This is a genomic window from Streptomyces sp. NPDC014882, from assembly GCF_043081325.1.
Lineage (GTDB): Bacteria > Actinomycetota > Actinomycetes > Streptomycetales > Streptomycetaceae > Streptomyces.
In genome coordinates, this window is sequence record NZ_JBIBWL010000022.1 from 28,969 (window position 1) to 53,762 (window position 24,794).

A 24,794-nucleotide genomic window follows, 5' to 3' on the forward strand; every position below is an offset into this window, starting at 1 on the left:
GAGGAAGCGTCGAGGCCGCAAGAGTAAAAGCCAAACGTTTGGTTTGTTTCATCGAAACCCTAACGTTTGGTTTTGTTTCTGGGAAGTCGCCTTTCGTGTGTTCTGCGTCACTCCGGTCGGCTGTGGTCCGGGCAGGCACCAGCGGGGCGCACGGCGAAGGCCGGGGCGAACCGGAGCGCGAGCGGGCCCGGCTCCGACCCGGGCGCTCCCGTCACGCCCGGGTCGGACGGGACCGCCATGGCGCGGGCGGGCGCCGACCCCGGGCATACGGGGCAGCACCGCGGCCCGCGCGTGTCAGGACAACTGCTCGCGGTACCAGGCGGCGTGGGCCGCCAGGCCCGCGGGGAGGTCGATGTCCGGCGCGTGGCCGGCCGCCGTGCGCAGCCGGGTCGCGTCGAACCAGTGATCGATCCCGAACAGGTCCAGGAGATGACCGTCACACCCGGCGGCGATCAATTCCTGTCTCGCTCGGTCGAACGGCTGGTCGCCTTCCACGAGCGGGAAACCGAGGTGCCGGTGCGCGGCCACGACCAGCTCCCGCAGACTGACCGGTTGGGCCGGACAGGCATGGAGGACGCCGGTCGCACGCCGCGACGGTGAGGTCACGGCCATCCGCGCCAGGGTCGTGGCGAGACTGCTCACTTCCGTGAGCGACAGCAGCGCCGACCCGCCCTCGGGCAGCCCGGAGCGCAGGGCGCGCACCGTCCGCAGCAGAGCCGGCATCACCCACTCGTCCCCCCGGCCGTAGACGAGGTACGGGCGCAGGACCGCGCCGCCCGCTCCCAGCACGAACCGCTCGCCGGCCAGGCGGCTGCGGCTGGTCGGCGAGACGGGGCGCGGCTCCACCGCACCCTCGGTCGTCCCGCGGAACGGCCCGTCGCCGTACACGGCCGCGGTGCTCAACTGCACGAGCCCGCCCACCCCCGCCCGGCCGGCCTCGGTCACCAGGTGGCGGGTGCCGTCGACGTTCACCGCCTCACACCGCTCCTCGTCCTTGCCGATGTACGAGGCGAGGTGCAGCACGCAGTCCACGTCGCGGCAGATGCCGCGCAGGGTGGCGGGGTCGGTGAGGTCGCCTTCTACGACCTCGACCCGCGGTCCCGCCGCCGGGGACCGCAGGTGGGCCAGCACGCGCACCCGCACCCCCGCGGACCGCAGGAGCGGGACGACCGTGCCGCCGATGAACCCGGACCCGCCGGTGACCAGGACACGCGGTCTGTTCACCGTTCGCCCCTCGAAGACAGGGGCACGCGGTGGGCGGTGAGCAGGCATTCGTAGGCGATGGCGCCGTTCTGTTCGGCGGCCACCTGGACCTCCCTGCCGCCGGTGCCGGTGGTGAGCAGCCGGGCGCGCACCAGGCAGGGGCTGTCGAACTCCACGTACCGGTGGAACCGGCCGGCCATCATGGGCGTCAGAACCGTGCCGGGACCCGCGAGGCGGTGTGCCGCCTGCCGTGCGGCCTCCAGCAGGAGCATCCCGGGGACATGGTCGGTGGGGTGGTCGAAGAGAGTGGGGTGCGCCCAGTTGACGCACAGCGGCCAGACGCCCTCGTCGGGATGAGCCTGGTCGTGACCGGCCGGCGAGAGGCCGAGGACCACGTCGGCCTCGGTGGTGCGGCCGACCTGGCACGGAGGCAGGGGCGCGGGCTGGTCGGGCAGGCTGACGGGGATCTCGGCGTACGAGCCCCGCAGCCGCCGGTAGACCGAGCGCCGCATGCAGTTGAACGTCATCCGGCCGTGGCCCAGGGCCACGTCGCCCCGTGCGAGCCCCACCTCCATCGTCATCCCGGCCAGACGGCCACCGTGCAGCTTCACGCCGGTGCCCTCGATGGTCAGCTCGACGTCGACCGGCCGGGGGCCGAGGCGCAGGGCATCGGGGCAGAGGGTGAAACTGAGGTCCGTCATCAGGGTCGGATGGTCCCGGGGCAGGTCGTAGAAGACATGGCTGACCAGAGAGGACGCCTGCCGGATGCTTTCGGCGGCCAGCAGCGGGTCGTGCCAGAAGCCGCCGACCGGGCCGTAGAAGTTGTGGCCGCGCGGCCACTGCGCTCCCACCTTGAAGCGGTGCGGGCCGAGGCGTATCCAGTCGGTGAGCAGCACCTCGCCGACGGCCCACCGGTGGACGAGATCGCGCGGTGCCGTCTGTTCGAAGGAGAGGGGGCGTAAGTGTTCGTCGGCGGGCGGGGGGGGTGCGAGCGGTGGGGACGGAACGGAGGGAGAGGTCGACCGGCATGTCACACGGCTCCTGTCTGTACTGCTTCCCGGAAGCCGCCACTCGGCCCTCCGGGCACAAATGATCGCGATACAGCTTGCGGAGCCATATAATACCCAACGTCTGGTTTGTTTTGGCTGCACTTCATCGGGCTCTTCATGGGTCCGACATGACGCGGAAACGAAGGTGTCACGCAATGGCCCGACAGGAACGAGCGATCGAGACGCGACGGAAACTCCTCGTCGGGGCGGCCCAGGTCTTCGACGAACGGGGCTATGCGGCGGCGAGCATCAACGAGATCCAGGAGCGCAGCGGCGTCACCAAGGGGGCCATGTACTTCCATTTCGCGTCCAAGGAGGAGATCGCACGCGGGGTGATGGCGGCGCAGACCGAGATCCCGGTCGAGATCCGCAGCCGGCCCGCGTCACCCATGCAGCAGGTCATCGACCTCACCCACGAGCTGGCCCGCCGGCTACGCACGGATGTCCTGTTCCGGGCGAGCATACGGCTCACGGTGGAGCGGGGGACCTTCCAGGCGAACGACTCCGACCTCTACAACTGGTGGTTGCGCACCTTCGGGCGCGAACTGGCCCGTGCCCAGGGCGCCGGCGAACTGAAGCCGGAGTTGGCTCCCGAGGACGTGGCGGCGAGCGTGGTGGGCTCCTTCACCGGCATCCAGATGCTCTCCCACGTCATGTGCGACCGGCGTGACCTCCACGAGCGCCTGGCTCGCTGGTGGGAGCAGATCCTCCCCGGTATCGCGGCCCCGGAGGCCGCGCGCACGATGCTGCCGACCGGTTCTCCCGAACTCGGCCTCCCCGACGAGGCCTGACCGCCCGGCGCAGCCGCCGCTGCCGGGCACCGGTTGGTGTCCGGCCCGGGTGACATCACGCCGGCTTCCTGCTGCGGAACACTCGGGACGGCGCTGTCACGTCGTCGAGTGTGTGAGTGTGTGTCGGGTGATGGGGCCGGGTGGCAGTTTCGGGTCAGGCCGTGGTGGACCGGCCGACCGCGCCGGTGACCTGGTCCCGGACGGCGAAGCGGATGGCCATCTCGGCGGGCACTGTCACGTTGGAGGACCGGTGCGGTGCCGCGGGTGGTGATCACCGACAGGCTGCGTTCCTGCGGCGCGGCCCACCACGGCCTGAGCACAGGCCCCGAACCGGGCCCCGACACGCTCCGACGCACCATCAGACAGTCACGCACCCAACAACGTGACAACGCCGTGACAAGGCATGCGCATCAGACGGTCCGTGACAAGTCGCCGGGATGCCCGGCCGGCCCAGGTTGCCGCCTCGGTGCCGGGGTGCGCTGTGGCGCATCCGGGCCCTGCATCCGAGCAGGCCGGCGAGTCGCTGGTCGTGGTGCCGCCGAGCGCCTCGGCGCGGGCCGCGCCGGGCGGACCGTTTCGGCCTGGACCTCGGCCGCCTCCCGGGCGGCCTCCGCCAGGGCCCTGCCCCCGCCGGGCTCCCGGCCGCCGGTTTCCGGGCATCGGGGCCGCCTGGCCGGCCCCGCCTCGAGCACGACAGGCCTCGCACCGGGGACGGTGACGCCCCGCGGGCCCGTGCGATCGCCGAGCAGGCGCGTGCGCGGGCCGCCGCACCCCGCCGCTCCCCCGGAAGGCATCCCGACAGCCTGTGCAGCCCGACGTTCCTCCCCTGCCGCAGGCCCGGGCGCGCTCCCGGAGTGTCCGGCTGAGTACGGCCGCGGTCAGCCGGCGCGCTGGGTCGTCTCCCCTGCCTGGGCGGGCACGGCGGGCAGGGGGACGGTGCAGGAGGCGCAGCGTCGGGCCTGGGCGGGAACGGGGCTGAGGCATTCGGGGCAGTCCCGCTTGGGTGCCTGGACGTCGTGGTGCGGGGCGAGGCGTTCGTGCAGCTTGTTGATCGGCAGCACGACCAGGAAGTACAGGGCGGAGGCGAGGAGGAGGAAACTGATCGCCGCGTTGACGAAGGCGCCGTAGGGAAACTCGGTGGCGCCCACGGTGAAGGTCTTGTGGCCCATGTCGCCCGTGACGCCGGTGGCCAGCCCGACCAGCGGAGTCAGGAAGGCACTCACGAAACCGTTGACCACGGCGGTGAACGCCGCCCCGATGACGATACCGACAGCCAGGTCGACCACGTTGCCGCGCAAAATGAAGCTGCGGAAACCCTTCACCTTCTCACTCCTTGGAACTCATCGACGCCGACGGACGGGACCCGAGGTGCGGCCGGCCCGTCTCCTCCCCAGGTGCCCGGGCGCGCCTCACCGACGCCTGCGGAAAGCGGGCGCCGGCGCTCCGGTGGGCCGAAACCGGCGAGGACGGCGGGGCACGTCCGCGGACACCGAACGCCTCGCCTTGCTTGCCGAAGGACAGAGAGGCACCCCCGGTCAACCAGGCGGGTCAGCCGGCCTGAACCGGGGTGGTGGGCCCACCAGGTGTGCCGAGGTGCTGCTGGTGCGGGGCTGTGGCGGCGTTGCGGTACGCGCTGGGGCTGACGCCGCGGATCCGTTTGAAGGCCGCGCTGAACGCGAACGGGTCGGAGTAGCCCACGGTGCGGGCGATCTCCGCGACAGTCGCCGTTTCGCGCTCGGTCAGCAGGTCCGCCGCGAGCGTCATGCGCCAGTGGGCGAGGTAGGTCAGTGGCGGCTCGCCGACCAGGTCGGTGAACCGCTTGGCCAGCGTGGAGCGCGACACCCCGGTGCGCTCGGCCAGTGAGGAGATCGTCCACGGCGCCGCCGGCTCGCCGTGCAGCAGCCGCAGCGCGCCGCCGACCACCGGGTCCCGCCCGGCGGAGTACCAGCCCGGAGGATGGCTGTCGGGCCGGTCGAAGTACGCGCGCAGCGCGCACACCAGCATCCAGTCCAGCAGCCGGTCGAGGACGACCTGTTGGCCCGGTGCATCGGTGGCGACCTCGGCGGCGAGGTGTTCCCACACGGGGTCGGGCCCGCCGTCGGACCCCACGCGCAGTACCACGGGCAGCGCGTCCAGCAGTCTGCGGCTGATCTCGCCGCGCACCGGGTAGGCGCCGACGACCAGCGTCGTCACGCCGTCGCCTCCGTCGTGGGTCTCGTACCAGCCGAGCCGGTGCCGGGTCCCGCCCTGCTCGGGCGTCGAGCAGAACGCGCCGCACGCGACGGGCTCCGCCCGGGTGCCCACCTCGTCGACGAAGAGGAACGGCGCCGGACCCCGCACGATCAATGTCTCGCCGACGCGCAGAGGTTCGGGCGGGCGGTGCTCCGGCACGATCCAGCCGCCTCCGGACAGGACGGTGCACAACGTCAGCGGTGCGCCGTCCACGAAATGCAGCGCCCAGGGCGGGGCCAGGGTCGAGCTGCCGAACAACGAGCCCTGAGCCCGCACCCCGCGCAGGAGGTCACCGAAGGCATCCATCGTGCAAGACTAGCCAAGCTGGACGATCAACCAGGTGATTCGGCTCATCACCTATGGATACGTCCGCATCCGTGTCGTTGAATCGCCGTCATGAGCAACGACACCACTGTGGTCCTCGGTGCGACGGGCAACACCGGCCGGCGGGTCGCCGCCCGGTTGCGGCTGCGCGGCACGCGCCTGCGCACCGCCTCCCGTTCCAGCCAGACCCCGTTCGACTGGTTCCGCCCCGCCGACTGGGACCAGGTTCTGCAGAGCGTCACCACCGTCTACGTGGTGCCCCCGACCGTGCCCGGTCCAGTGCACGATTTCGTGGCGCGGGCCGAGGCTGCCGGCGTGCGGCGCCTGGTCCTGCTCTCCGGCCACGGCGCCGACGACTGGGGCGGCTCCGCGTTCGGGCTGGACATGCGCTCGGCCGAGGAAGCCGTGCGCGGTTCGACGCTGGAATGGACCGTTCTGCGCGCCGCGAACTTTGCCCAGAACTTCGACGGGCCTCCCTTCCACGCCCCGCTGGCCGCCGGCGAGCTGGCTCTTCCGGCGGGTACGGTGCCCGAGCCGTTCATCGACGTCGAGGACGTCGCCGACGTCGCGGCCACGGTGCTGTCCGAGCCCGGCCGGCACGCCGGCCGGGTCTACGAGCTGACGGGGCCGCGCGGGCTGACCTGGGCGGAGGCCGTCGAGCTGATCTCCCGGGCGTCCGGGCTTCCCATCGCCTACCGACAGATCTCCCCGGCCGAGTACACGGCGGCATTGGTCCAGGAAGGCTGGAGCGAGGACGAAGCCCATCTCCTCACCGAGATGTTCGTGCTGCTGGAGCGCGGCACGCTCGCCGGGACGACGCACGACGTCGCCACCGTACTGGGACGCGCACCGCGGACCTTCGAGGACTTCGTCCTGCGGGCCGTGGCGGCGGGAGCCTGGCGACGCTGAGTCCCCCAACGGCCGCTCCGGCGTGGCGGACCCCTTCGAGAAGGAGCCCGAGCGCCGTCCCGCACCTCCTCGCCTCTGTGAACGTCCGCTCTTCACGTGATGGGAACCACCGATGCACACCTTGCTGGTCGCCGCCAACCCGGACCCCCGGTCCCTGACGCATTTCGTGCTGGGCAGACTCGAGGCAGCGCTTCCTCCCGGATCGGTCGAGATCGCCGACCTGGCCAAGGAGAACTTCGACCCCCGGTTCACTCCGGCGGATCGTCAGGCGTACCACGAGGGCGGCAGCCATCCGGCCGACGTCGTGGCCGAGCAGCGTCGTCTTGAGCGTGCCACCGATCTCGTACTGGTCTTCCCCGTGTACTGGTGGTCGATGCCCGCACTGCTGAAGGGGTGGATCGACCGTGTCTTCGTCAACGGCTGGGCCTTTGAGCACTCCCCCGCTTCGGGCCTACGGCCGAAACTGCAGAACCTCACCACCCATCTTCTCCCCATCGCCGGCGACGACTCCGGTACGTACGAGCGCCACGGATACGAGAAGGCACTACGGACGCAGATCCAGCACGGCATCATCGACTACTGCGGCAGCCGGCGCGGCTCCACAGCGTTCCTCTACGCATCCGAACAGCTCTCCCCCGAGACCACGGTACGAAGTGTTGACCGTGCGGTGCGGACCATCAGCGAGGCCATCCATGCCCACCTGACGGAATGAGGCAGTTCAGACGCCCTTCCACTGAGGTTTTCAGGGTGGGGTCGATGCGTTGGCACCCAGACCTGTGGCGGTGAGGCAGCCATCGATCAGGACCGTGCCGTTCCAGCAGCCGCCACACCGTCGCCCCCCACACGAACTCAGCCGCAGCCGTCGGCGGATCACTGGGCTTCTCCGAGTGAAGCCCCGACCAGGTGATACCCGCCAAGCGCAACGAACGAGGCCCGGAGCAGTCGGTCGAGGTGTCCGACGTCTCAACCACGCTCCTCAGGAGCCTCGTTGGCCATCCGTCCTGCCGCACTCGACCTGCCTCACCCGCTCGTGGAGTGGGTCACCCTGCTCATCGCCCCCCGTAGAAGCGGTCGGCTCTGCAAGCTCCGCCCGTCCCAGCGCGCTGATCAACGCTCAGCGCGCATTGCTGCCATGCGGGAAACCGCCCGGCCCGTCCGGGAGGCCACCGGCACTGAAGCGCTGAGCCCTCCCCGGGACCGGGGCCTGTCCGGCGAGATCCGCCGGGCAGGCCCCGCGATCCCCGCCGGGGAGCGCGCACGCCGTGCATTACCCCAGGAGTAATCGACCCTGCCCCCTCACGGACGGGATCGTGGTGGCAACGGGTTCCGGGCCGGCGCACTCCGGTCCCAAAACCCGTCGCCCAGGCCACGTCCCTACCTCAACGGAGGGTGATTCCTCATGTCCGCCACCCAGCCCACCGCGCTCACCGCCCTTGCCCGCACCGCCGAGCCGCACACCGCGCTGCGCCGCTTCCTCGCCCTGGACGCCGTGGTCACCGGCGCCAACGGCCTGGCCTACCTCACCGCCTCCGGCCCGCTCGGCCGTCTCCTCGGCGTCGCCCCGGACCTGCTGCTCGCCCTCGGCGCGTTCCTCGCGGCGTACGCCGCCGGCGTCGGCCTGCTCGCCTCCCGTGCCCGCCCGGCCGCCCTGCCCGTGCGCGTGGTGATCGAGGCCAACCTCGCCTGGGCGGCCGTCAGTTGCCTTGCTCTCGCGCTCTGGTTGTCGCCGACCGCGACGGGCGCCGTGTGGACGGTGCTGCAGGCGCTGACGGTGGCCGGCTTCGCCGCGCTCCAGCACCTGGCGCTGAAGGCCCGGCAGCATTGACGTACATCAACCCACCAGTCCATGCAGGTACTCGACCGCCGCCGGGACGGTCTACCGGGTCGCGTCATGACGGTCTTGGTCATCGGCGGCAGTGGCCTCCTGGGCACCGAGTTGATCCGGCAGACGGCAAGGGCCGGGCCGCACAGGACGTGGATCAACGCACGACGGAACGCGCGACGCGGAATCCCACGTCGTCGACCTGGAAAGTCGGGTGGCTGCGGCGCCGCGCGGAGGCCCGGCAGCTCCAGTGCTCATCGAACCAGCCACCGCCACGGAGCACCCGGTAGGTGCCATAGACCTCGGCGTCGTAGACGTCCCAGCACCAGTCCCAGACGTTGCCGAGCATGTCGTGAAGTCCCCACGGGTTGGGGCGTTTGCCGCCCACCTCGTGGATGCGCTCGTGCGAGTTTCCGCGGTACCAGCCGATCTCGTCGAGATCCCCGTAGCGCGGCCCGGTCGTCCCGGCACGGCAGGCGTGCTCCCACTCGGCTTCGGTCGGCAGTCGATACCCGTCGGCGGACGTGTCCCACTCGATGTCTTCGGTCTCGGCACGGATGTGGTACGCGGGCGTGAGGCCGGCGCACTGGGACAGGGCGTTGCAGAACCGCGTCGCGTCCCACCAGGAGACGCACTCGACGGGCAGCCGGTCCCCAGGGGTGGCACTCGGCCGCCGGCCTGTGATCTGTGCGTACAACGCCTGGGTGACCGGGAATGCCGCGAGCTGGTAGGGCACAAGCTCGACCGACCAACTGCGCCGTGTCCGCCGGTCCGACAGCGTCACCTGCCCCGGCGGGATGGCGATCATCTCGTTCCCCGTCATCACGTCCATGATCAGGAGATCCTAACGAGACCTGCGATTGCGAGACGACAGAGCCACCCACGGTTGTCCTTGGCCGGCACGAATCTGCAAGTGGTCATCCTTCACTCACTGACACAGACAGTCATCGATCATCCTTCAGCGGCAATCGATCAACGTTGGATGCCTACGATCTGGCCGGAGGCGAGCTGGTGCGGGCCGGCACCCGCTCATGAGACACCTGGAACAGCTCGCACGGACGGCGAGCTGGTGGTGTGGGAGCGGGACCGGTGGGCGTTCGAGCGGCTTCGGCAGCGGCTCGTCCGGCACGAGGCCGGTGAGGGGTTCGACGACTTGGTCTCATCAGCTGTGCGCGCCGGACGCTGGGGCGCTCACGCGTGGAGCAGGGGTTCCAGTTCGGCCGGCGTCGCCTCGGGGTCTTCGTCAGCGGCCGGTGCTGTGTGGAGTTCGAAGTCCCGCCGATGGGGTGGCGCAACCGGATGTCTGCTCGGAGACGGCCGGGAGGAAGGTGTTCATGTCGGTGTCGATGATGCCGGGGGCCACGGAGTTGACCGTGATGCCGCGGCTGCCGAGCGCCTTGGTCGGAGGGACGGTCCGGCAAGACCATTCCTGACGCCCCATCAGCCAACTGCACTACCGACGGCACCTCTGACCAGGCCAGACAGCAGACTGCCACGGGAGTACTAAGCTGTGCGCCGGTCGGCCCCGGGCGCGGGGGCTCAGGGGGCGGGGAACAGGATGTCCGTGGAACGTCACGTGGCGGGGATGCTCCGGCAGATCGCCCGTCAGCAGGACGTCGTCGAGATCGCCCCCCAGGGCTCCACTCCGAAGGCGGCCGCCCTGGCGTACGTGGCGGAGCAGTACGGCTACACGTACGGCATGGCGTACAGGACCGGCTTCAAGAACTCGCTCGTGCAGGTCCGGATGTACCGGGACCCGCGGCCCGACGCGCGCGTCCGCGAGGCGGCCACCATCGCCGCCCATCCGCAGGCGGGCAACGGCGGCACGGTGCCGGGGCTGGAGCGGGGCTCGCTGAAGCCACTTCCCGAAGCGGTCGGCGCGGTGGCCGTGCTGAAGGACCTCGTCACCTTCGACGTCATGGCCCAGTACGTCGCCGACCGGAACCAGAAGGTACTGGGCTACCTCGCCTGCGCGGTCCTGACCCTCCTCCTGCTCATCGACAGCTCGCCGGTCGAAGCGGTCGCCTCCGGCGGGGCGGTCGCGCTGCTCTTCACCGCGGCGTTCAAGGTGGGCGCGATCCGCCGCGAGAAGATCGCACAGCGACTCACGGACGCGGGGTTCCTCGCGGTACGCGACGCACAGGGCGCCCAGCGGTTCCTGCGCCCGGGGCAGCAGTCGCCCGGCCACACCGACCCGACCGCGGCCTGAGGCCCTGGCCTGCGGCGCAGGCAGGGCCGGGGCACTGCCGGGCAGCCGCTGCCGGCCGGGCTCGCCCGGCCGCTCGACGTGTACGCGTCCCAGGTGACGGCGCGGCTCCACCACCGTCGCCGGCCTGGAGCTGGTGACCGCCCTGCCCCTGTCGGCCCATGCCGTGCGGGACGATCGCTCCCACGTGTGCCTGCCCTGGCCGCGCAGCCCACGCCTCCGCATCGGGCGGCACCTTTCTGGGCGCCATTGCGTCGGCACGTGCCGACTCCGACGTCCTCACCCCCGTCAACAAGCGATGGGTGGCGGTGCGGGCGAGGTCGCGGAGGCCGTCGACGTCGGCGAGTCGTGCGAGGTCGCGGACGGGGCGAAAGGGCCGTGATCCTGTCTCATCCCAGGATGCCCGGCCTTCGAGGTCGTGTGCTTGGACCGTCGTCGGCGTGCGACCGGGCGCACTCGGTTCGCGGCAGTACACCGGAAGCACGCCTGAGCGACGCCCGTGTCCGAGTGATCTGCCGGATGTCCGCTGGGAGTTGACCGAGCCGGTCCTGGCGGCCCGGCGTTTCGAGCGCTGCGGCCGAGCCCTGGACTTCGACCGGCCCCCGAACACGACCTGCGCGGCATCTTCAGCACCGAGGTCTCTCCGGCAACGGCACCGGCCAAAGGCGCCTGGGCACCTCGACCTCGGGCCCGGGGTTGCCCACCGGCGGTGGCTCCGGGCCGGAAGCCGGCGGCTGCTCGGTGGGCTTCGGGGTGTTGCCGACTCTGGTGTTCTTGTGGCCGGCCCATCGGCGCGGGACCCTCGTCCCCCTTCGGCTCCCGGCGGGCCGCGGGCGTCGGCTCTGTCGCTACACTGCCCCGGTGATGGAGCGTCGACGTGTCCCGGAGCTGTGGCACCGGCTCGATGTCACGGCCCGGGACCTCCCGCTGGGGATGTTGCTCCTCGTGGCGTCGGTCGTGCCGGCGTTCCACGGCAACGGCACGGAGGTCGGCGGTCTGCCGACCCGCCCCGCCGACGCGCTGGCCGGTGTGGCGGCGGTCCTGCAGTGCCTTCCGCTCGCCGTGCGCCGGCGGTGGCCGCTCGTCTGCCTCACCCTGGTGTCGTGCGGCTTCGCCCTCGACCAACTGCGCGGCTACCACCTCTTCGCCGGCACCGCGCTGCCCATCGCGCTGCTGAGTGCCGGGTCGTATCTGGAACGGTACCGGCGCGCCACCCTGGTCTCCTCCTCCGTGGCGTTCGCGGCTCTGGCGGTCGCGCTCCACCAGCGCGCTCCCGGCGAACCGATGGCCGAGTTCGTGACGTTCTACCTGGCGCTGGCCCTGGTGTGGGGCATCGGCGGGTGGATGCGCTCCGCCCGGACCGCGGAGGCCGAACGCCGCAGCCGCGTCGCCGAGGAGGCCCGTGCCGCCGAGCGTACCCGGATCGCCCGCGAGCTCCACGACGTCGTGACCCATCATGTGACGGCGATGGTCGTGCAGTCCGAGGCGGCCCGGTACCTGACCGCCTCGCCCGACCGCCTCGATCAGACCCTGATCGCCGTCAGTGACACCGGCCGGCAGGCCATCACCGACCTGCGGCATCTTCTCGACCTGCTCGACCCCGACCCCGGCACCAGCCACGGCGGCCGGGACAGGACGCCGCCCGTCGGCCGAGTACTCACACTCGTCGAGCAGACGCGGCTGGCCGGGCAGCCGGTGGAGTTCACCGAGGAGGGCGCACCGCCGGCCTCGACCGGCAGCGCCGACCTCGTGGCCTATCGGGTCGTGCAGGAGGCCCTGACGAACGCGCTCAAACACGCCCGTGGCAGCCGGACCTCGGTCCTGGTGCGCCATGGCGAAAGGGAGATCATCGTGGAGGTCGGCACGGACGGTCCCGGTTCGCGGGTCGCTTCCCCCAGCGGCAGCGGGCGGGGATTGGAGGGTCTGCGCGAACGGGTCGACATCCTGGGCGGCGACTTCAGTGCGGACCACCGAACCGGCGGCGGCTTCCTCGTCCGGGCGCGGATACCTGCGGGAGGCCCGGCATGAGCGTGCCCGTCCGGGTCCTGGTCTGCGACGACCAGGCACTGATCCGCACCGGGCTGTCGACCATCATCGACGCGCAGCCCGATCTGGAAGTGGCGGGCGAGTGCGGAGACGGGCGGACCGCCGTGGAACTGGCCGGCCGACTGCGCCCGGACGTCGTGGTGATGGACGTGCGCATGCCGATCCTCGACGGCATCGAGGCCACCCGGCTGCTGGCCGGTGCCGGGGTCGAGCACCCCGTGAAGGTACTCGTGGTGACCACGTTCAACCTGGACGAGTACGTCTACGAGGCTCTGCGGGCCGGAGCGAGCGGGTTCCTGCTCAAGGACGCGCCGCCGGACCGGCTGCTGCACGGAATCCGGACCGTGGCCATGGGCGCGGCGCTGCTGGACCCCGAAGTGACGCGTCGGCTCGTGGGCCGTTACGCCGCCCGTATCCGGCCCGTCGAGAGCGGCGCGCAGAACACCCCTTTGACGCCCCGCGAGTTGGAGGTCCTCCGCCTCCTCGCGGACGGACTGTCCAACAGTGAGATCGCCGCGGTGCTCGTCATCAGCCACGAGACGGTCAAGACCTTCGTGTCCCGCATCCTCACCAAGCTCGACCTGCGCGACCGCGTCCAGGCCGTCGTCTACGCCTACCGGCACGGCCTGGTGACCTGAGGACTCTCCCGTGACCATCCGTGCCGCTCCTCCCTCGGGTCCCGGCACCCTCTTGAGGCCGGAGGCCGGGATCAAGCCGGGAAGGACGGGGCCGGACTCTTCGCATGCCTTCGCATCTCATGGCATGGTGCACACTCCATCGCCTCTCAGGCGGCAGTCGCGCAGGATCTTCCAGGTCTTCACCGGGCGAAGGCGCGCTCGACGCGGGCGTGAACCCGCGTGCGGAACTTGTCGTGGGCCTGCTTCCCGTCGGGCGGACCCTCCCCCCTTGCGGCAGCGGTGCGGCATGAGGAGCCCGGTTCCCGGGCAGCCGCTCTCGGCGAGGGTCGTCATGGTGCCGAGAGCGGCCTTCGTCCCGGGATCCGCCCAGGCCCGGCAGTCGTCGCGACCACCCGGCAGTGGCCGGCCGACCATCACGACCAGACGAATGGCGAGATGTGGTCAGCGGCCGGCTCAGCCCCCGCAGCCGCCGAACCCGAGAGCGGTCACCGCGTTGTCGTAGGCGAACAGAAGTTCCTGCTTCGCGCCCGGCGGGATGCTGAACCAGTAGCCGTAGTAGTCGGCATCGGTCCAGATACAGGCGAACTTGTCGCTGCGGTTCCAGACCGAGCCGGCCCGATCGTTCCACGCCCAGCCGATGTTGGGGATGTCCACCGGATCGAGCTGCAGGACGTCCCCGGTATTGTCGTGGCCGTCAAAGAGGCAGACTTTACCTTCTGAACAGCGGGTCACGGACCCGTCTTTGGGGTCATCGGCCGATGCGGTTCCCGGAGCCGCCAGTACGGTGGCGGAGGCGAGGAGTGCTCCTGCCACCGCGGTTTTGACTGCCAGTTTCACGAATAACCTTTCCTTTATCGCCCACGGAAGCGCGGTCCTGGTCACCGCGTCCAGCTGTCGCTTCTCGCGGGATCTTGTTCATAAAACGGTTGCCGCACGCATGGGGTTCGCAGGGATGACGTCGGGCGTCGTCTCCGCAAGAGCTGACGACCCGGGCCCGGGGAAGGCGGCGCTTGTCGTGGTCACAGCCCCGGTCGGCGCTCCCGGCGGAGCTTGCCCGGCAGGTCGGGAGACAGTCGATGTCCCGGGTTCGCTTCCACCGGTCCCGAAGCGGAAAGGAGATACCTTCCTCGTCCGCGATCAGGGAATTGCCGTACTGCGCCGTGAACGGCATCGCCGAGGCGTCTCCCGCAGAACCCCGCCTCAACTCACCGGGCATTCCACGGGGCCGCCACAGATACGCACGTTGTACACGCGGGCATGCAGGCCCCAGTCGATGGTGTAGTCCTGCCATTTCCGCAAGGTGCGCTCGGTGTAGTAATCGTTCTCCTCGATGATGTAACTGAACGTAACGGTATTGTTGCCCGAGTGGAAATGCCTGACGCCGTTGAAGGACACCCTCAAGCTGCCGGCGTTGGCGAAGCACATGCGATTGCCGGTGCTCGTTTCCGCCCATGCGAGGTCGGTCCGCGGGGGGAGAGTGGGGTCTCCGCAAGAAGTCTCGTTGGCCGCGGAGGCAGGGGTGGTCGGCATCGCGAACGTCAAGCCGGCAGCGGCCACCGCCGCGACGAGAACTCTCCTGGCTACCTGCGTCATGGTGGTTCCCCTCTATGGGACAGGAACGGAAATGGTCATGTGAACTTGTCGGATCTCTTCGCCGTCGGCCCGGCGCGGGCGCTGCGGCCAGGTGGAAGGTTACGGAGAGGGCGGGTCGCAGTCGTCACCACACAGAGCCAACTCGGGCGTAGCTCCCACGGGGGACGGACTCCCTGCCCCTTGGCGCAGCCGCGGTGAAGCACGCTCGGGGTGTCTGTCGGCGTGCATATCGGGCCACGGCAGTCTCCTCAGCTGCTCGGGGAGGCCTGGGTGGTTGCCCCTGACGACGGCGATGGAGTGGATGGGACGCTTGCGCAGCCGCAGTGCGTTCGCGTGCCGGGGGTGGGTCGCGTCCGCGATGAAGGCAGCGATTCCCCATCAGGTTCGTCAAGGGCTGCGGTAGTGGACGGTGACCGTGTTGTGCCGCTGCGCGGCCGCGTTGAGGTGGCTCGTCGGCGAAGGTCTGCCGGTCGCGCGTGAGGGACCGCAAGACGTCGAGACGTCGAGACGGCGTCGACCGTGGCCGGCAGCCGCTCACGGTCACGCAGCAGATCCGCCCGGCAGGCCTCCAGGTCGGGCAGGCAGGAGACGTCGGTGCGGAAGTGGCCGCAGCCGACACGGCGGAATCGCACGGGGCAGTCCTGGCCGTTCTCGGCGACGTCGGACGGTTCGCTGCAGATGCCGTAGGGGCGGCGACTTCGCCGACGGCGCGCTGGAGGTGTTCGGTGTCCAGCAGGATCTCGGCCCGCCTCCGGACGCGGTTGCCGTGACGGTCGAAGTGCATCCGGGTGACCCCCTCGACAGCCTCACGGCGGCGTTCTTCCCCCACCCGGCAGTACTGCTGCGTGGTGGCCGACTACTTGTTGTGGTCCATGAGTTGTCACAGCACGTCGACCGGCAGGGCCGACCGGGCCATTGACGTCACCCGCACCGCCTCCTACGGTATGGGAGCGCTCCCACCGACACTGGGTCCGGACATCGCTCACACCTCTCCTCATGTCGGTGAACACCCGCACCCTCGTCAGTGCTCACACCCCGGCCCCCGGACCTGCGCGCCCCCCACCGAGGCACTGGAGACAGCCATGACCCCACGACGCGACGATTCGACGACCCCGTTCCCGAGCCGGAGGGCCGTGCTGGCCGCGATCGGGGCGGTGCCGATCGTCTCGGTGGCGATGCCTTCCCCCCGTGCGACCGCCGCGGCCGCGGCCGCCGTGGTCGTCGACCCGTCCGCGCGGCGGCAGACGATCCGGGGCTTCGGCGGGATGAACCATCCGGCCTGGGCGGGGGACCTGACGGCCGCCCAGCGGGACACGGCGTTCGGCAACGGCACGGGCCAGCTGGGGTTCTCCGTCCTGCGGATCCACGTCGACGAGAACAGGGCGAACTGGAGCGCCGAGGTGGCCACCGCCCAGCGGGCGGTCGCACACGGGGCGATCGTCTTCGCCTCGCCGTGGAACCCGCCCGCCGGCATGGTCGAGACGTTCACCCACGGCAGCCAGACCAACGCCAGACGCCTCCGGCGCGACAGCTACGCCGCCTACGCGCAGCACCTGGACGACTTCACCCGGTTCATGAAGACCAACGGCGTCGACCTGTACGCCATCTCGATCCAGAACGAACCGGACTACGCCCAGGACTGGACGTGGTGGACCGCCGGCGAGATCGTCACCTTCCTGCGCGACCACGCCGGGTCCATCAGCACCAGGGTCATCGCCCCGGAGTCCTTCCAGTACGTCAAGAGCATGTCCGATCCCCTTCTCAACGACGCCGGCGCCCTGGCCAACCTGGACATCCTCGGGGCGCACCTGTACGGCACGTCCTTCTCGAACTTCCCCTACCCGCTGTTCAAGCAGAAGGGGCAGGGCAAAGAGCTGTGGATGACGGAGGTGTACTACCCCAACAGCACGGATTCCGCCGACCTGTGGCCGGCGGCGCTCGGTGTCGGGGAGCACATGCACCGTGCGATGGTGGACGCGGAGTTCCAGGCGTACGTGTGGTGGTACATCCGGCGCGGCTACGGCCCGATGCGTGAGGACGGGCGGATCAGCAAGCGCGGCGCGGTCATGGCCCACTTCTCGAAGTTCGTCCGCCCCGGTCACGTGCGGATCGACGCGGCCCCGAACCCGCAGACGAACGTCTACGTCTCGGCCTACACGGATGATTCCACGGTGGTGATCGTGGTCGTCAACAAGAACTCGGCCGCGGTGAGCCAGCAGTTCACGTTGGCGAACACCGCGTCAGCCACCGTCTCCTCCTGGGTGACGGACGCGAGCAGGACCCTCGCGCCCCTGAGCGGGCCGGGCATGTCGAACGGCTCGTTCACCGCCACGGTTGCGGCGCAGAGCATGACGACGTTCGTCGTCACCGTGGGCTCGTCCAACGGGACCGACACACAGGCGCCCGGCACGCCCGGTCTGCCGTCGGCCACCGGGGTCACCAGCACCTCGGTCACGCTGAGCTGGACGGCCTCCACCGACAACGTGGGGGTGAGCGGGTACGACGTGGTGCGGATCAGCGGCGGTACCGAGACGCCGGCCGGGTCGTCCACGACCGCCCGGGCCACCGTCACCGGGCTGACCGCCGGCACCGCCTACACCTTCGCGGTCTACGCGCGCGACGCGGCCGGCAACCGCTCGGCCCGCAGCAGCACCGTGACCGTCACCACCACCGCGGGCCCGACGGGCGGTTGCGGGGTCGGGTACCGGATCGTCGGGAGCTGGAACGGCGGTTTCCAGGGCGAGCTCGTCATCCGCAACACCGGCAGTGCCGCCCTCGACGACTGGACGCTCTCCTTCTCCTTCACCGCGGGCCAGACCATCACGCAGTTGTGGGGAGGCACGTTCACCCAGAAGGGAGGCGCCGTGAACGTGGTTCCCGTCGACTACAACCGCAGTATCCCCGTCGGCGGTTCGGTCACGATCGGCTTCATCGCCGGCCAGGGCAGCACCAACCCCGCACCGACCGCCTTCGTCCTCAACGGCGGCACCTGCGCGAACGAGTGAGGAGCGGTGGACAGCGGCCGACGCGCTGTGGGGATGCTCTCCCGGCACCCGCACAGCGCGATCCACGACCTCGCCCGCACAGGCTCCACTGAGCGTTTTCAGCGGTGCCGCTCCAGGGTGAGGACGGCTCGAGCGATTGACGTCATTCGAGTCGGACTGCAGCGCGCGTGACGGAAGATCCTCCAGCCTGTTCCAGGTGGCCCCGTCCGCTCCGAACGCCGGCCGGACCTTGGAGGGTTGCCCCTGGCCCGGGAGAGCGTGCCGTTCGGGGCCGGTGTCCTCGTCCGGGGGGTGGGCAGCCCGGGGTCAAGGCCCGGTGCCGAACGAGGCGTACCGGTGTCTCGGGCTGTCGGGGAACAGCGTCACGCCGAGGCGGGCGCGGGTTCCTCCAGGACGGCCACGACCATCACGGGAAGATCGGTGTCCTGCTGTACGACACCGGCGGTCAGGGTCCGTCCGTCAAGGGTCCGGGCCGGTGGCGGGCGGGTCAGGGGCGGGGCCAGTCGGGTCCGGCCGCCGCATCGGTGACGTACTCCCGGAAGGTGCGGGCGCGGTGCCCGGTCAGCCGGGGCACCGTGTCCAGGGGCTCGGTGTCGCCCAGGGCCCGCAGCGCCGCGTAGGAGGCGAGTTCCCGTTCGACGGACTCCTCGGGGCGGCCGGCGGCGGCCTGTGCGGCGCGGTAGGCGTCCTTGCCGCCGTGGAACGTCATCGGCCGGCCGGTGACGTCCTCGATGACGGTGCAGGCCTCGGCGAAGGACAGCGCCTGCGGCCCGGTGAGTTCGTAGGTCCGGTCGGTGTGCCCGTCCTCGGTCAGGACGCGTGCGGCCACGGCCCCGACGTCGTCGAGATCCACGAATCCCTGCCGGCGGTCCCCCACCGGGACCGCCAGCTCCCCGGCCAGGACCGCTCCGCGGAAGGGCCCCTCGTCGAAGTTCTGGTCGAACCAGTCGACGCGCAGGACCGTCCAGGCCGCGCCGCACTTCTTCACGGTGTCCTCGGCCTCGATCAGCCGCTGGTCCCCCATGGTCTCGATGGCGCGGCTGGACAGCAGGACGATGCGGCCCACCCCGAGGTCCGCGGCCAGGCCGGTGAAGTCCGGGTCGACGGGGATGCCGTCGGGGGCCATGAGGAACATGCGTCCGGCGCCGCGCAGGGCCGGTTCCCAGGTGTCGCGGTCGTGCCAGTCGAACCGGGTGGCGCCGTGCCGGGACGCGGGCCGGACCGGTACGCCCAGGGTCCGCAGGTGCGCGGCGACACGTCGGCCCGCGGAGCCGGTCGCCCCGAGGACGAGGATCGGTGTGGTGCCCATGTCCTCGTGAACGACGGGCGGGCGACAGGGCAACGGTCGCCCGCAAGGTGCACCCGATTGCCCCGGGGCAGTCGTTTCATGCCTGCTTGTCGTCAACTCGCGGCAGTTCGGCCGGTTCTGTCGCCCGCCCTACGTCCATATGATTTCCTGTTTTCAATCATATGGACGTGACAACCCCGCGTCGTCGCGGGTGGGAGGGGAGAGCCGATGGCCGAGGTCACGCAGACCGACGTGCGTCGCGAGTTCGACCGGGGCATGCCCGGGGTGCGGGTGCCCGGCAGGGTCGTCGTCATCGGAGCGGGTCTGTCGGGCCTCGCGGTGGCGTACGAACTGGCCGAGCGGGGCGGGGACGTCACGGTGCTGGAGGCGTCGGACCGCCCGGGCGGGCGGGCGTACACCCTGCGCGCGCCCTTCGCGGACGGCCTGTACGCGGAGGCCGGCGCGATGACCCTGACCCCGCACTGCCACTACGCCATGCACTACCTGCGCGAGCTGGGGGTGGAGCTGGACACGGCCGACCTGGTCGGCAGCCGGTTCTCGTACTTCGCCGGCGGCCGGTTCTTCGGTCCCGACGCCGACTCGCTCGACCGCGCCGGGCTCCCGCTCGCCCCGCACGAGAAGGGGCTGGGCGTCACCGACATGATCGACCGTTACGTGCGCCGCACCTACGAGACGCTGAAGCCCGACATCACGGCGGCCGACTGGGCGCCGACCCCGCTGCTCGCACCGTACGACCGGCGGTCGGTGTACGAGGTGCTGTCCGAGCGCGGCGCCTCGCCGACGGCGGTCGACCTGGTGGAGCCGCACTTCCTGGAGATGCGCGGCGGCGACCTGAAGACCGCCTCGGCCCTGTCCTGGCTGCGGCACGAGGCCGGCCCGCACTCCCTGGCCAACGCCGACCCCCGGTGGTCGAAGGTCAAGGGCGGCACCGACCGGTTCCCCCGGGCGTTCGCCGAGCGGTTGAAGGACCGCATCCGCTACCGGGCTCCCGTGGTGCGCGTCACGCAGGACGACGCGGGCGCACGAGTCACCTTCCTGCACGGCACCCGGATGCACACCTTGGACGCCGACCGGGTGGTGGTGACCGTGCCGTTCAGCGCGATCCGGCACATCGACCTCACCGACGCCGCGCTGTCCGACGCCAAGCAGGCCGCGATGCGCCGGGTGAAGTACTCGTCGATCGTGCGCGTCTACCTCCAGATGCGGCGGCAGTTCTGGCCCCAGGACAACGCGAGCTTCTCCACGGACCTGCCGGTGCGGTGGGTGCGGGACGCCACGCCCCGGCTGCCCGGCCCCCGCAAGATACTGGAGTGCCTGATCACCGGCTGGCGGGCCCGCGCCCTGGCCGTGCTCAGCCCCGAGGAGCGGGTCCGGTTCGCCCTGGACCAGGTCGAGGTGATGCTGCCCGGCGCCCGGGAGCACTTCGAGACCGGCACCTCCGTGGTCTGGGACCAGCAGCGGTACATCGAAGGCGCCTACATCCTGCCCGAGGTGGGGCACAGCTCCCTGATGCCGGCCATGCGCAGGCCGGAGGGCCGGCTGCACTTCGCCGGCGACCACACCTCGTTCGAGCCCAACGGCGGTTCCATGACGCTCGCGCTGGAGTCGGCCGCGCGGACCGTGCTCGAACTGGGGAGCACCGCGGCCGCGTGACCGGGCCGGGGCTCCGGCCCGGGGCCCGGCGCTCAGTCCAGCAGCAGGGTCAGCAGTTCCGCCCCCTCGACGCTCAGCACCGACGCGGGGAGGAAGGCGCAGCCGCCGGTACGCGGGCCTCGCAGGGCCGCGAGCTCGCCGTCGCCGGGGCCGTACCACAGGGTCAGCCCCAGCCGTCGGGCCAGGGCGTCCGTGTGCGGGCCGGCCGACACGGCGTACGCGCCGCCGTACCCCACCGTCGCACGCCGGCCGAGGACGTCGATCTCCTGCTGGGCGGCGGCCCCGCCCCTCGGCCGCACGGATCCGGCCAGACCCAGTTCGGCGAGCAGGAGGTGGAAGCCGAGTCCGACGCCGACGGTGCGCGTCCCCCGGGACACCAGGCCGGCGACCAGGGCGCGCAGGGCGGCGATCCGGTCGTCGCCGGTGGCGAACGGGTCGCCGGGGCCCGGACCGACGACCACCGTGGTCCCGGGCGCCAGGGGGTCCACGGCACGGTGTGCGCCGCCGTGGGCCGTGGGCCCCGCCGACCGCGTCCCGGTGGCACGGGCCACGGGGTCCGCGGAACGCGTCCCGGCGCCGTGCGTGCCGTGGTCCGCGGGGCGCACCCCGGTGGCGCCGGTCACCGCGTCCCGGGGACGCACCCGGACCGCGGAGACCGCGAAGTCCGCGGAACGCACCCGGGCGTCGGGCACCTCGGGGTCCCCGGGGCCCACCCCGGCCGCGTGGGCGACGTGGTCGGCGGAACACACCTCGACGGCGCGGCCGAGTCCGCGCAGCATGGCGGCGAGCGCCGGCGTCTCCTCGCCCCCCGCGTCGACGAGCAGCACCGGGCCGCCGGGAGCAGGCCGGCCGCCCGGCCGCGACCGGCCCCGCCAGTGGGCGGACAGCAGCGCACGGCGCCGGTCCAGTTCGGCGCGCACCGACGGCCACGCCGCCGGGTCGACGGGGACGGTGGAGCGGGGCCCGGTGCGCCGGTGGCCTGGTGTGCGGCCACCCGGCGCCCCGTCGCCTTGCGCTGCGGCCGGGGTGTCACGTCCCTCCGGCACGTCGTGCGGCGCGGGGTCGCCGGGGGCGTCGGGGCCGGGGGCGGTGTCACCGGGGGCGGTGGCCGCGGTGCTCTCGAACACCGACAGCAGGGCCGATGCCTTGGCGCGGGTCTCGGCCGCCTCGTCGGCGGGCACCGAGCGCGGCCCGACGGTGGCTCCGACCGACAGCTTCACCGTGCCCCGCCCGGAGATCTCGAAGGTGCGGATGAGCACGGCCGTGTCCACCTGCTCGCCGCCCGAGGCGTCGTGGCCCAGCAGCGCGATCGACCCGCCGTAGTAACCGCGTCCGGAAGGTTCGCGCCGGGCGATGACACGGCAGGCCTCCGCGAAGGGACGGCCCACCGCGGTCGCCGCGAACAGGGCGCCGGCGAGGGTGTGCCGGACGTCGAGCGCGGCGGTCCCGCTGATGCGGCACTCGGTGTGCAGCACACGGGCCAGCGGACGCAGACGGGGTCCCTCCAGCCGTACGTCCCCGGCGGTGACCCGGCACAGGGCAGCCAGCTCCGCGTCGACCACGGCTCCCAGTTCCTCGGTCTCCTTGCGGTCGCGCAGGAAGGCGGTCAGGTCCCCGGCGGCAGGCAGGCCGTCGGGCGGGAGGCGCAGCGTCCCGCACATCGGGTGCATCACCACCCGGCCCCGCTCCACGCCGACGTGGCCCTGCGGGGAGGCGCCGGCCAGTGCGGCGCCGCGCGGACCTCCGGTGTGGACCGCGAACGTCCAGTGCGCGCCCTGCTCGGCGGCGGACAGCCGGCGGAACAGCTCCCCCACGGCGGCGGCCCCGTGGCCGGGCAGTCGCGCGGTGAAGTCCCGGCGGATCAGGACGTGCAGGCCGGTGCGCGCCACCTCGTGGGCCAGGAGGTCGCGCACCCGGCCGGCGTACTCCTCGTCGGTGTCGTCGAAGCCCGCCTCCTCCCAGCGGAGGTCTCCCGCGGGCCGCACGGCGGCGAGGGCCGCGGTGAGCGCGGCGGTGTCGGCCGTGTGCCACCGGCGGATCCTCAGGACCCGTAGGGGGGTGCCGTCGTCACGGCAGTCCAGTCCTCGTTCGGCCAGGCACCGGTACGGCAGCACGGCGAGCGCGTGGGGCCCGCCGCCCGGCCGGGGCGGGCCCGACGGCAGGTCCGTGACCCGCCGTACCGTGTGCAGGGTGCCGATGTACACGTCGAACGGGTCTCCGGCGCTTCCGTCGTGCGGGTGGCGGCGCACGAGGGCGAAGGGCGGCGGGTCGGGGGCCGAGAACAGGTCGGCCAGGTCGGCCGCCGGGAGCGGGGTGGGCGTCGGGAGCGGGGTGGGCGTCGGGACGTCCGGCATGAGGCGCCCTTTCGTCGGGGGGCTCGGTGACAAGGGACGTGACGATGAGAACCTTGGTTACGTCCGGGAAATGAATGGTGCGGCTCGGAGCGGTAACTCTTCTTTAGTGTCCGGCGGTTGACGCTTCATTCGTTTCCGTTCGGATATCATGTTCGGTACGTCCATCCCTCCCCTCAGAGCCCCGGTGAGGTGTCATGCGGATAGCGGTGATCGGAGCCGGTCCCGGCGGGCTGTACACGGCCTGCCTGGTCAAGCGCCTGCGGCCCCACGACGTCGTGGAGGTCTGGGAGGCCGACGCGGCCCGGGACACGTTCGGGTTCGGGGTCGTCTTCTCCGACGGCGCGCTCGGCGGCATCGAGGCCGCCGACCCGGCCCTGTTCGAGGCCGTCACGGCCGAGTTCGCCCGGTGGACGCGGATCGACGTCCACTACCGGGACCGCACCCAGCGCAACGAGGGGTACGGGTTCGCCGCGGTCGGCCGCCACACCCTGCTGCGGCTCCTGCAGGAGCGCTGCGCCGGTCTCGGGGTGCACCTGCACTTCGGCACCCCGGCGCCGGAGGTGTCCCGGCTGCGCGCGTCCCACGACCTCGTCGTCGCGGCGGACGGCGTGGGGTCGCGCACCCGGGCCCGGTACGCGGCCGCGTTCGGCACGGAGCGGCAGGAGGCGGGGTCGCGGTACATGTGGCTCGGCACGGACCGCCCGTTCGACGCGCTGACGTTCGCCGTCGTCGAGACCGAGCACGGCCCCGTGCAGGCCCACGCCTACCCGTACGCGCCCGGTCGCAGCACGTTCATCGTGGAGGTGGGCGACGCGGTCTGGCGGGCGGCCGGCTTCCGGTCCGCGGAGCGCCGGCCCGCGGATCCCGTGGGCGACCGGGACGGCATCGACGAGGTGGCGCGGCGCTTCTCCGGCCTGCTGGACGGGCACGCGCTGTGGGGCAACCGGTCGTACTGGGGCCGCTTCACCGCCGTACGCAACCGGAACTGGAGTCACGGCAACCTCGTCCTCCTCGGTGACAGCGCGCACACGACGCACTTCTCGATCGGTTCCGGCACCAAGCTGGCCATGGAGGACGGGCTCGCCCTCGCCACGGCCCTGCACGAGCACCGGACGGTGCCCGAGGCGCTGGCGGCGTACGAGGCCGAGCGGCGGCCCGCCGTGGAGCGGATGCAGCGGACCGCGCTGACGAGCCTGGAGTGGTTCGAGAACATCGACCGGTGCGTGGGGCTGCCGCCGGAGGCCTTCAACGCGCACCTGCTGACGCGCAGCGGCCGGCTCACCCGGGACGACCTGCCCGCGGTCGACGCCGATCACGTCGGGCGGATCCGCCGGCGCTTCGCCGACGCGGCCTGAGCCGCGGCGCCCGGGGCGGCCCGGGGCGGGTCAGCCGCCCCGGGCCGCCTTCTCGTCCGCCACCGAGGTGCCGCCCACGAACCAGTGCCGCGGCGGGCATTCGTCCACCGTCACCCGGACCGCCTCCCGGGGTGTGCCGAGCGCGGTGTGCGCGGCCTCGGTGAGGGCCCGGCCGAGTGCGGCGATCTCCTCCTCGCTGCGGCCGCTCAGCAGGGTGACGTGGATGAGGGGCATGGCGACTCCTTGCCGGGGTGGTGTCCTTGTCGGGGTGGTGCGGCCGGGCCGCGGCACGGGGGCGCCGGAGC

General features: G+C 71.8%; 20 protein-coding genes and 3 pseudogenes. 11 read left to right on the plus strand and 12 right to left on the minus strand.

The genetic code is table 11. The annotated features are described in order from the left end of the window. Positions 1–294 precede the first annotated feature (294 nt). Together ACF09K_RS32950 and ACF09K_RS32955 are read right to left on the minus strand one after the other, a co-directional pair. Entirely contained in the window at positions 295–1,224 is a 930-nt protein-coding gene (locus ACF09K_RS32950; protein ID WP_392249008.1) for an NAD-dependent epimerase/dehydratase family protein, read from the minus strand. Continuing rightward, positions 1,221–2,354 (minus strand): ScbA/BarX family gamma-butyrolactone biosynthesis protein, encoded by a 1,134-nt coding sequence (locus ACF09K_RS32955; RefSeq protein ID WP_392249066.1) that lies wholly within the window; start codon positions 2,352–2,354, stop codon positions 1,221–1,223. The genes ACF09K_RS32950 and ACF09K_RS32955 overlap by 4 nt, the downstream gene beginning before the upstream one ends. A 53-nt stretch (positions 2,355–2,407) precedes the next feature. Here ACF09K_RS32955 and ACF09K_RS32960 point away from each other — a divergent pair, with 53 nt between their 5' ends. After that, positions 2,408–3,043, plus strand: coding sequence for a ScbR family autoregulator-binding transcription factor (locus ACF09K_RS32960; RefSeq protein ID WP_392249009.1), 636 nt, complete (start codon positions 2,408–2,410; stop codon positions 3,041–3,043). An 878-nt stretch (positions 3,044–3,921) separates the two neighbouring features. On the opposite strand, the gene mscL is transcribed toward ACF09K_RS32960, so the two are convergent. Both mscL and ACF09K_RS32970 read right to left on the minus strand, forming a co-directional pair. Further along, positions 3,922–4,365, minus strand: coding sequence for a large conductance mechanosensitive channel protein MscL (mscL, locus tag ACF09K_RS32965; RefSeq protein ID WP_392249010.1), 444 nt, complete (start codon positions 4,363–4,365; stop codon positions 3,922–3,924). A gap of 226 nt (positions 4,366–4,591) precedes the next feature. Next, the gene (locus ACF09K_RS32970; protein WP_392249011.1) at positions 4,592–5,581 is read right to left on the minus strand and encodes an AraC family transcriptional regulator; all 990 of its coding nucleotides are present in this window, start codon (positions 5,579–5,581) and stop codon (positions 4,592–4,594) included. 90 nt (positions 5,582–5,671) lie between these two features. On the opposite strand from ACF09K_RS32970, the gene ACF09K_RS32975 reads away from it, so the two are divergent. From ACF09K_RS32975 to ACF09K_RS32990, 4 genes and pseudogenes are all read left to right on the plus strand, one after another. Then, positions 5,672–6,508, plus strand: a complete 837-nt coding sequence (locus tag ACF09K_RS32975; RefSeq protein WP_392249012.1) for an NAD(P)H-binding protein — start codon at positions 5,672–5,674, stop codon at positions 6,506–6,508. Positions 6,509–6,620: 112 nt separating this feature from the next. Further along, a complete protein-coding gene (locus tag ACF09K_RS32980) occupies positions 6,621–7,220 on the plus strand; it encodes an NAD(P)H-dependent oxidoreductase (protein ID WP_392249013.1) in 600 nt (199 codons plus the stop codon). Positions 7,221–7,496: 276 nt separating this feature from the next. After that, positions 7,497–7,613: pseudogene (locus ACF09K_RS32985) on the plus strand (IS5/IS1182 family transposase); the annotation flags it as partial. A 294-nt stretch (positions 7,614–7,907) separates the two neighbouring features. Next, a complete protein-coding gene (locus ACF09K_RS32990) occupies positions 7,908–8,333 on the plus strand; it encodes a hypothetical protein (RefSeq protein WP_392249014.1) in 426 nt (141 codons plus the stop codon). A gap of 154 nt (positions 8,334–8,487) precedes the next feature. On the opposite strand, the gene ACF09K_RS32995 is transcribed toward ACF09K_RS32990, so the two are convergent. Then, entirely contained in the window at positions 8,488–9,162 is a 675-nt protein-coding gene (locus ACF09K_RS32995) for a formylglycine-generating enzyme family protein (RefSeq protein WP_392249015.1), read from the minus strand. 732 nt (positions 9,163–9,894) lie between these two features. Between ACF09K_RS32995 and ACF09K_RS33000 the strand changes: the two genes are divergently transcribed. The 3 genes from ACF09K_RS33000 to ACF09K_RS33010 all read left to right on the plus strand — a co-directional run bounded on the left by ACF09K_RS33000 (position 9,895) and on the right by ACF09K_RS33010 (position 13,220). Further along, a complete protein-coding gene (locus tag ACF09K_RS33000; RefSeq protein WP_392249016.1) occupies positions 9,895–10,539 on the plus strand; it encodes a hypothetical protein in 645 nt (214 codons plus the stop codon). Positions 10,540–11,400: 861 nt separating this feature from the next. Further along, positions 11,401–12,564: a sensor histidine kinase gene (locus ACF09K_RS33005; protein WP_392249017.1), complete on the plus strand. Its 1,164-nt coding sequence runs from the start codon at positions 11,401–11,403 to the stop codon at positions 12,562–12,564. After that, positions 12,561–13,220: a response regulator gene (locus ACF09K_RS33010; protein WP_392249018.1), complete on the plus strand. Its 660-nt coding sequence runs from the start codon at positions 12,561–12,563 to the stop codon at positions 13,218–13,220. Before ACF09K_RS33005 ends, ACF09K_RS33010 begins: the two co-directional genes overlap by 4 nt. A gap of 118 nt (positions 13,221–13,338) precedes the next feature. Here ACF09K_RS33010 and ACF09K_RS33015 read toward each other — a convergent pair. The 3 genes and pseudogenes from ACF09K_RS33015 to ACF09K_RS33025 all read right to left on the minus strand — a co-directional run. Beyond that, positions 13,339–13,646, minus strand: a pseudogene (locus ACF09K_RS33015) (IS5/IS1182 family transposase); the annotation flags it as partial. A 27-nt stretch (positions 13,647–13,673) separates the two neighbouring features. Next, on the minus strand, positions 13,674–14,057 hold the full coding sequence (locus ACF09K_RS33020) for a peptidase inhibitor family I36 protein (RefSeq protein ID WP_392249019.1): 384 nt from the start codon (positions 14,055–14,057) through the stop codon (positions 13,674–13,676). Between the two features lie 363 nt (positions 14,058–14,420). Then, positions 14,421–14,813: a beta/gamma crystallin domain-containing protein gene (locus tag ACF09K_RS33025; RefSeq protein ID WP_392249020.1), complete on the minus strand. Its 393-nt coding sequence runs from the start codon at positions 14,811–14,813 to the stop codon at positions 14,421–14,423. A gap of 1,082 nt (positions 14,814–15,895) precedes the next feature. Here ACF09K_RS33025 and ACF09K_RS33030 point away from each other — a divergent pair. Then, positions 15,896–17,818, plus strand: coding sequence for a cellulose binding domain-containing protein (locus ACF09K_RS33030; protein WP_392249021.1), 1,923 nt, complete (start codon positions 15,896–15,898; stop codon positions 17,816–17,818). 98 nt (positions 17,819–17,916) lie between these two features. On the opposite strand, the pseudogene ACF09K_RS33035 reads toward ACF09K_RS33030, so the two are convergent. Together ACF09K_RS33035 and ACF09K_RS33040 are read right to left on the minus strand one after the other, a co-directional pair. Beyond that, positions 17,917–18,006 (minus strand): annotated as a pseudogene (locus ACF09K_RS33035) (IS5/IS1182 family transposase); the annotation flags it as partial. A gap of 299 nt (positions 18,007–18,305) precedes the next feature. Further along, positions 18,306–19,127, minus strand: a complete 822-nt coding sequence (locus tag ACF09K_RS33040) for an SDR family oxidoreductase (RefSeq protein ID WP_392249022.1) — start codon at positions 19,125–19,127, stop codon at positions 18,306–18,308. A gap of 207 nt (positions 19,128–19,334) precedes the next feature. Here ACF09K_RS33040 and ACF09K_RS33045 point away from each other — a divergent pair, with 207 nt between their 5' ends. Further along, positions 19,335–20,780: a flavin monoamine oxidase family protein gene (locus tag ACF09K_RS33045; protein ID WP_392249023.1), complete on the plus strand. Its 1,446-nt coding sequence runs from the start codon at positions 19,335–19,337 to the stop codon at positions 20,778–20,780. Positions 20,781–20,812: 32 nt separating this feature from the next. Here the strand turns inward: ACF09K_RS33045 and ACF09K_RS33050 are convergent, their stop codons facing one another. Next, positions 20,813–23,134 carry a chorismate-binding protein gene (locus ACF09K_RS33050; RefSeq protein ID WP_392249024.1) on the minus strand — a complete coding sequence of 774 codons (2,322 nt, stop codon included), beginning with the start codon at positions 23,132–23,134 and terminating at the stop codon, positions 20,813–20,815. Positions 23,135–23,328: 194 nt separating this feature from the next. On the opposite strand from ACF09K_RS33050, the gene ACF09K_RS33055 reads away from it, so the two are divergent. Further along, positions 23,329–24,489, plus strand: a complete 1,161-nt coding sequence (locus ACF09K_RS33055) for an FAD-dependent monooxygenase (protein WP_392249025.1) — start codon at positions 23,329–23,331, stop codon at positions 24,487–24,489. Between the two features lie 30 nt (positions 24,490–24,519). Here the strand turns inward: ACF09K_RS33055 and ACF09K_RS33060 are convergent, their stop codons facing one another. Continuing rightward, positions 24,520–24,723 carry a tautomerase family protein gene (locus ACF09K_RS33060; RefSeq protein ID WP_392249026.1) on the minus strand — a complete coding sequence of 68 codons (204 nt, stop codon included), beginning with the start codon at positions 24,721–24,723 and terminating at the stop codon, positions 24,520–24,522. Positions 24,724–24,794 lie beyond the last annotated feature (71 nt).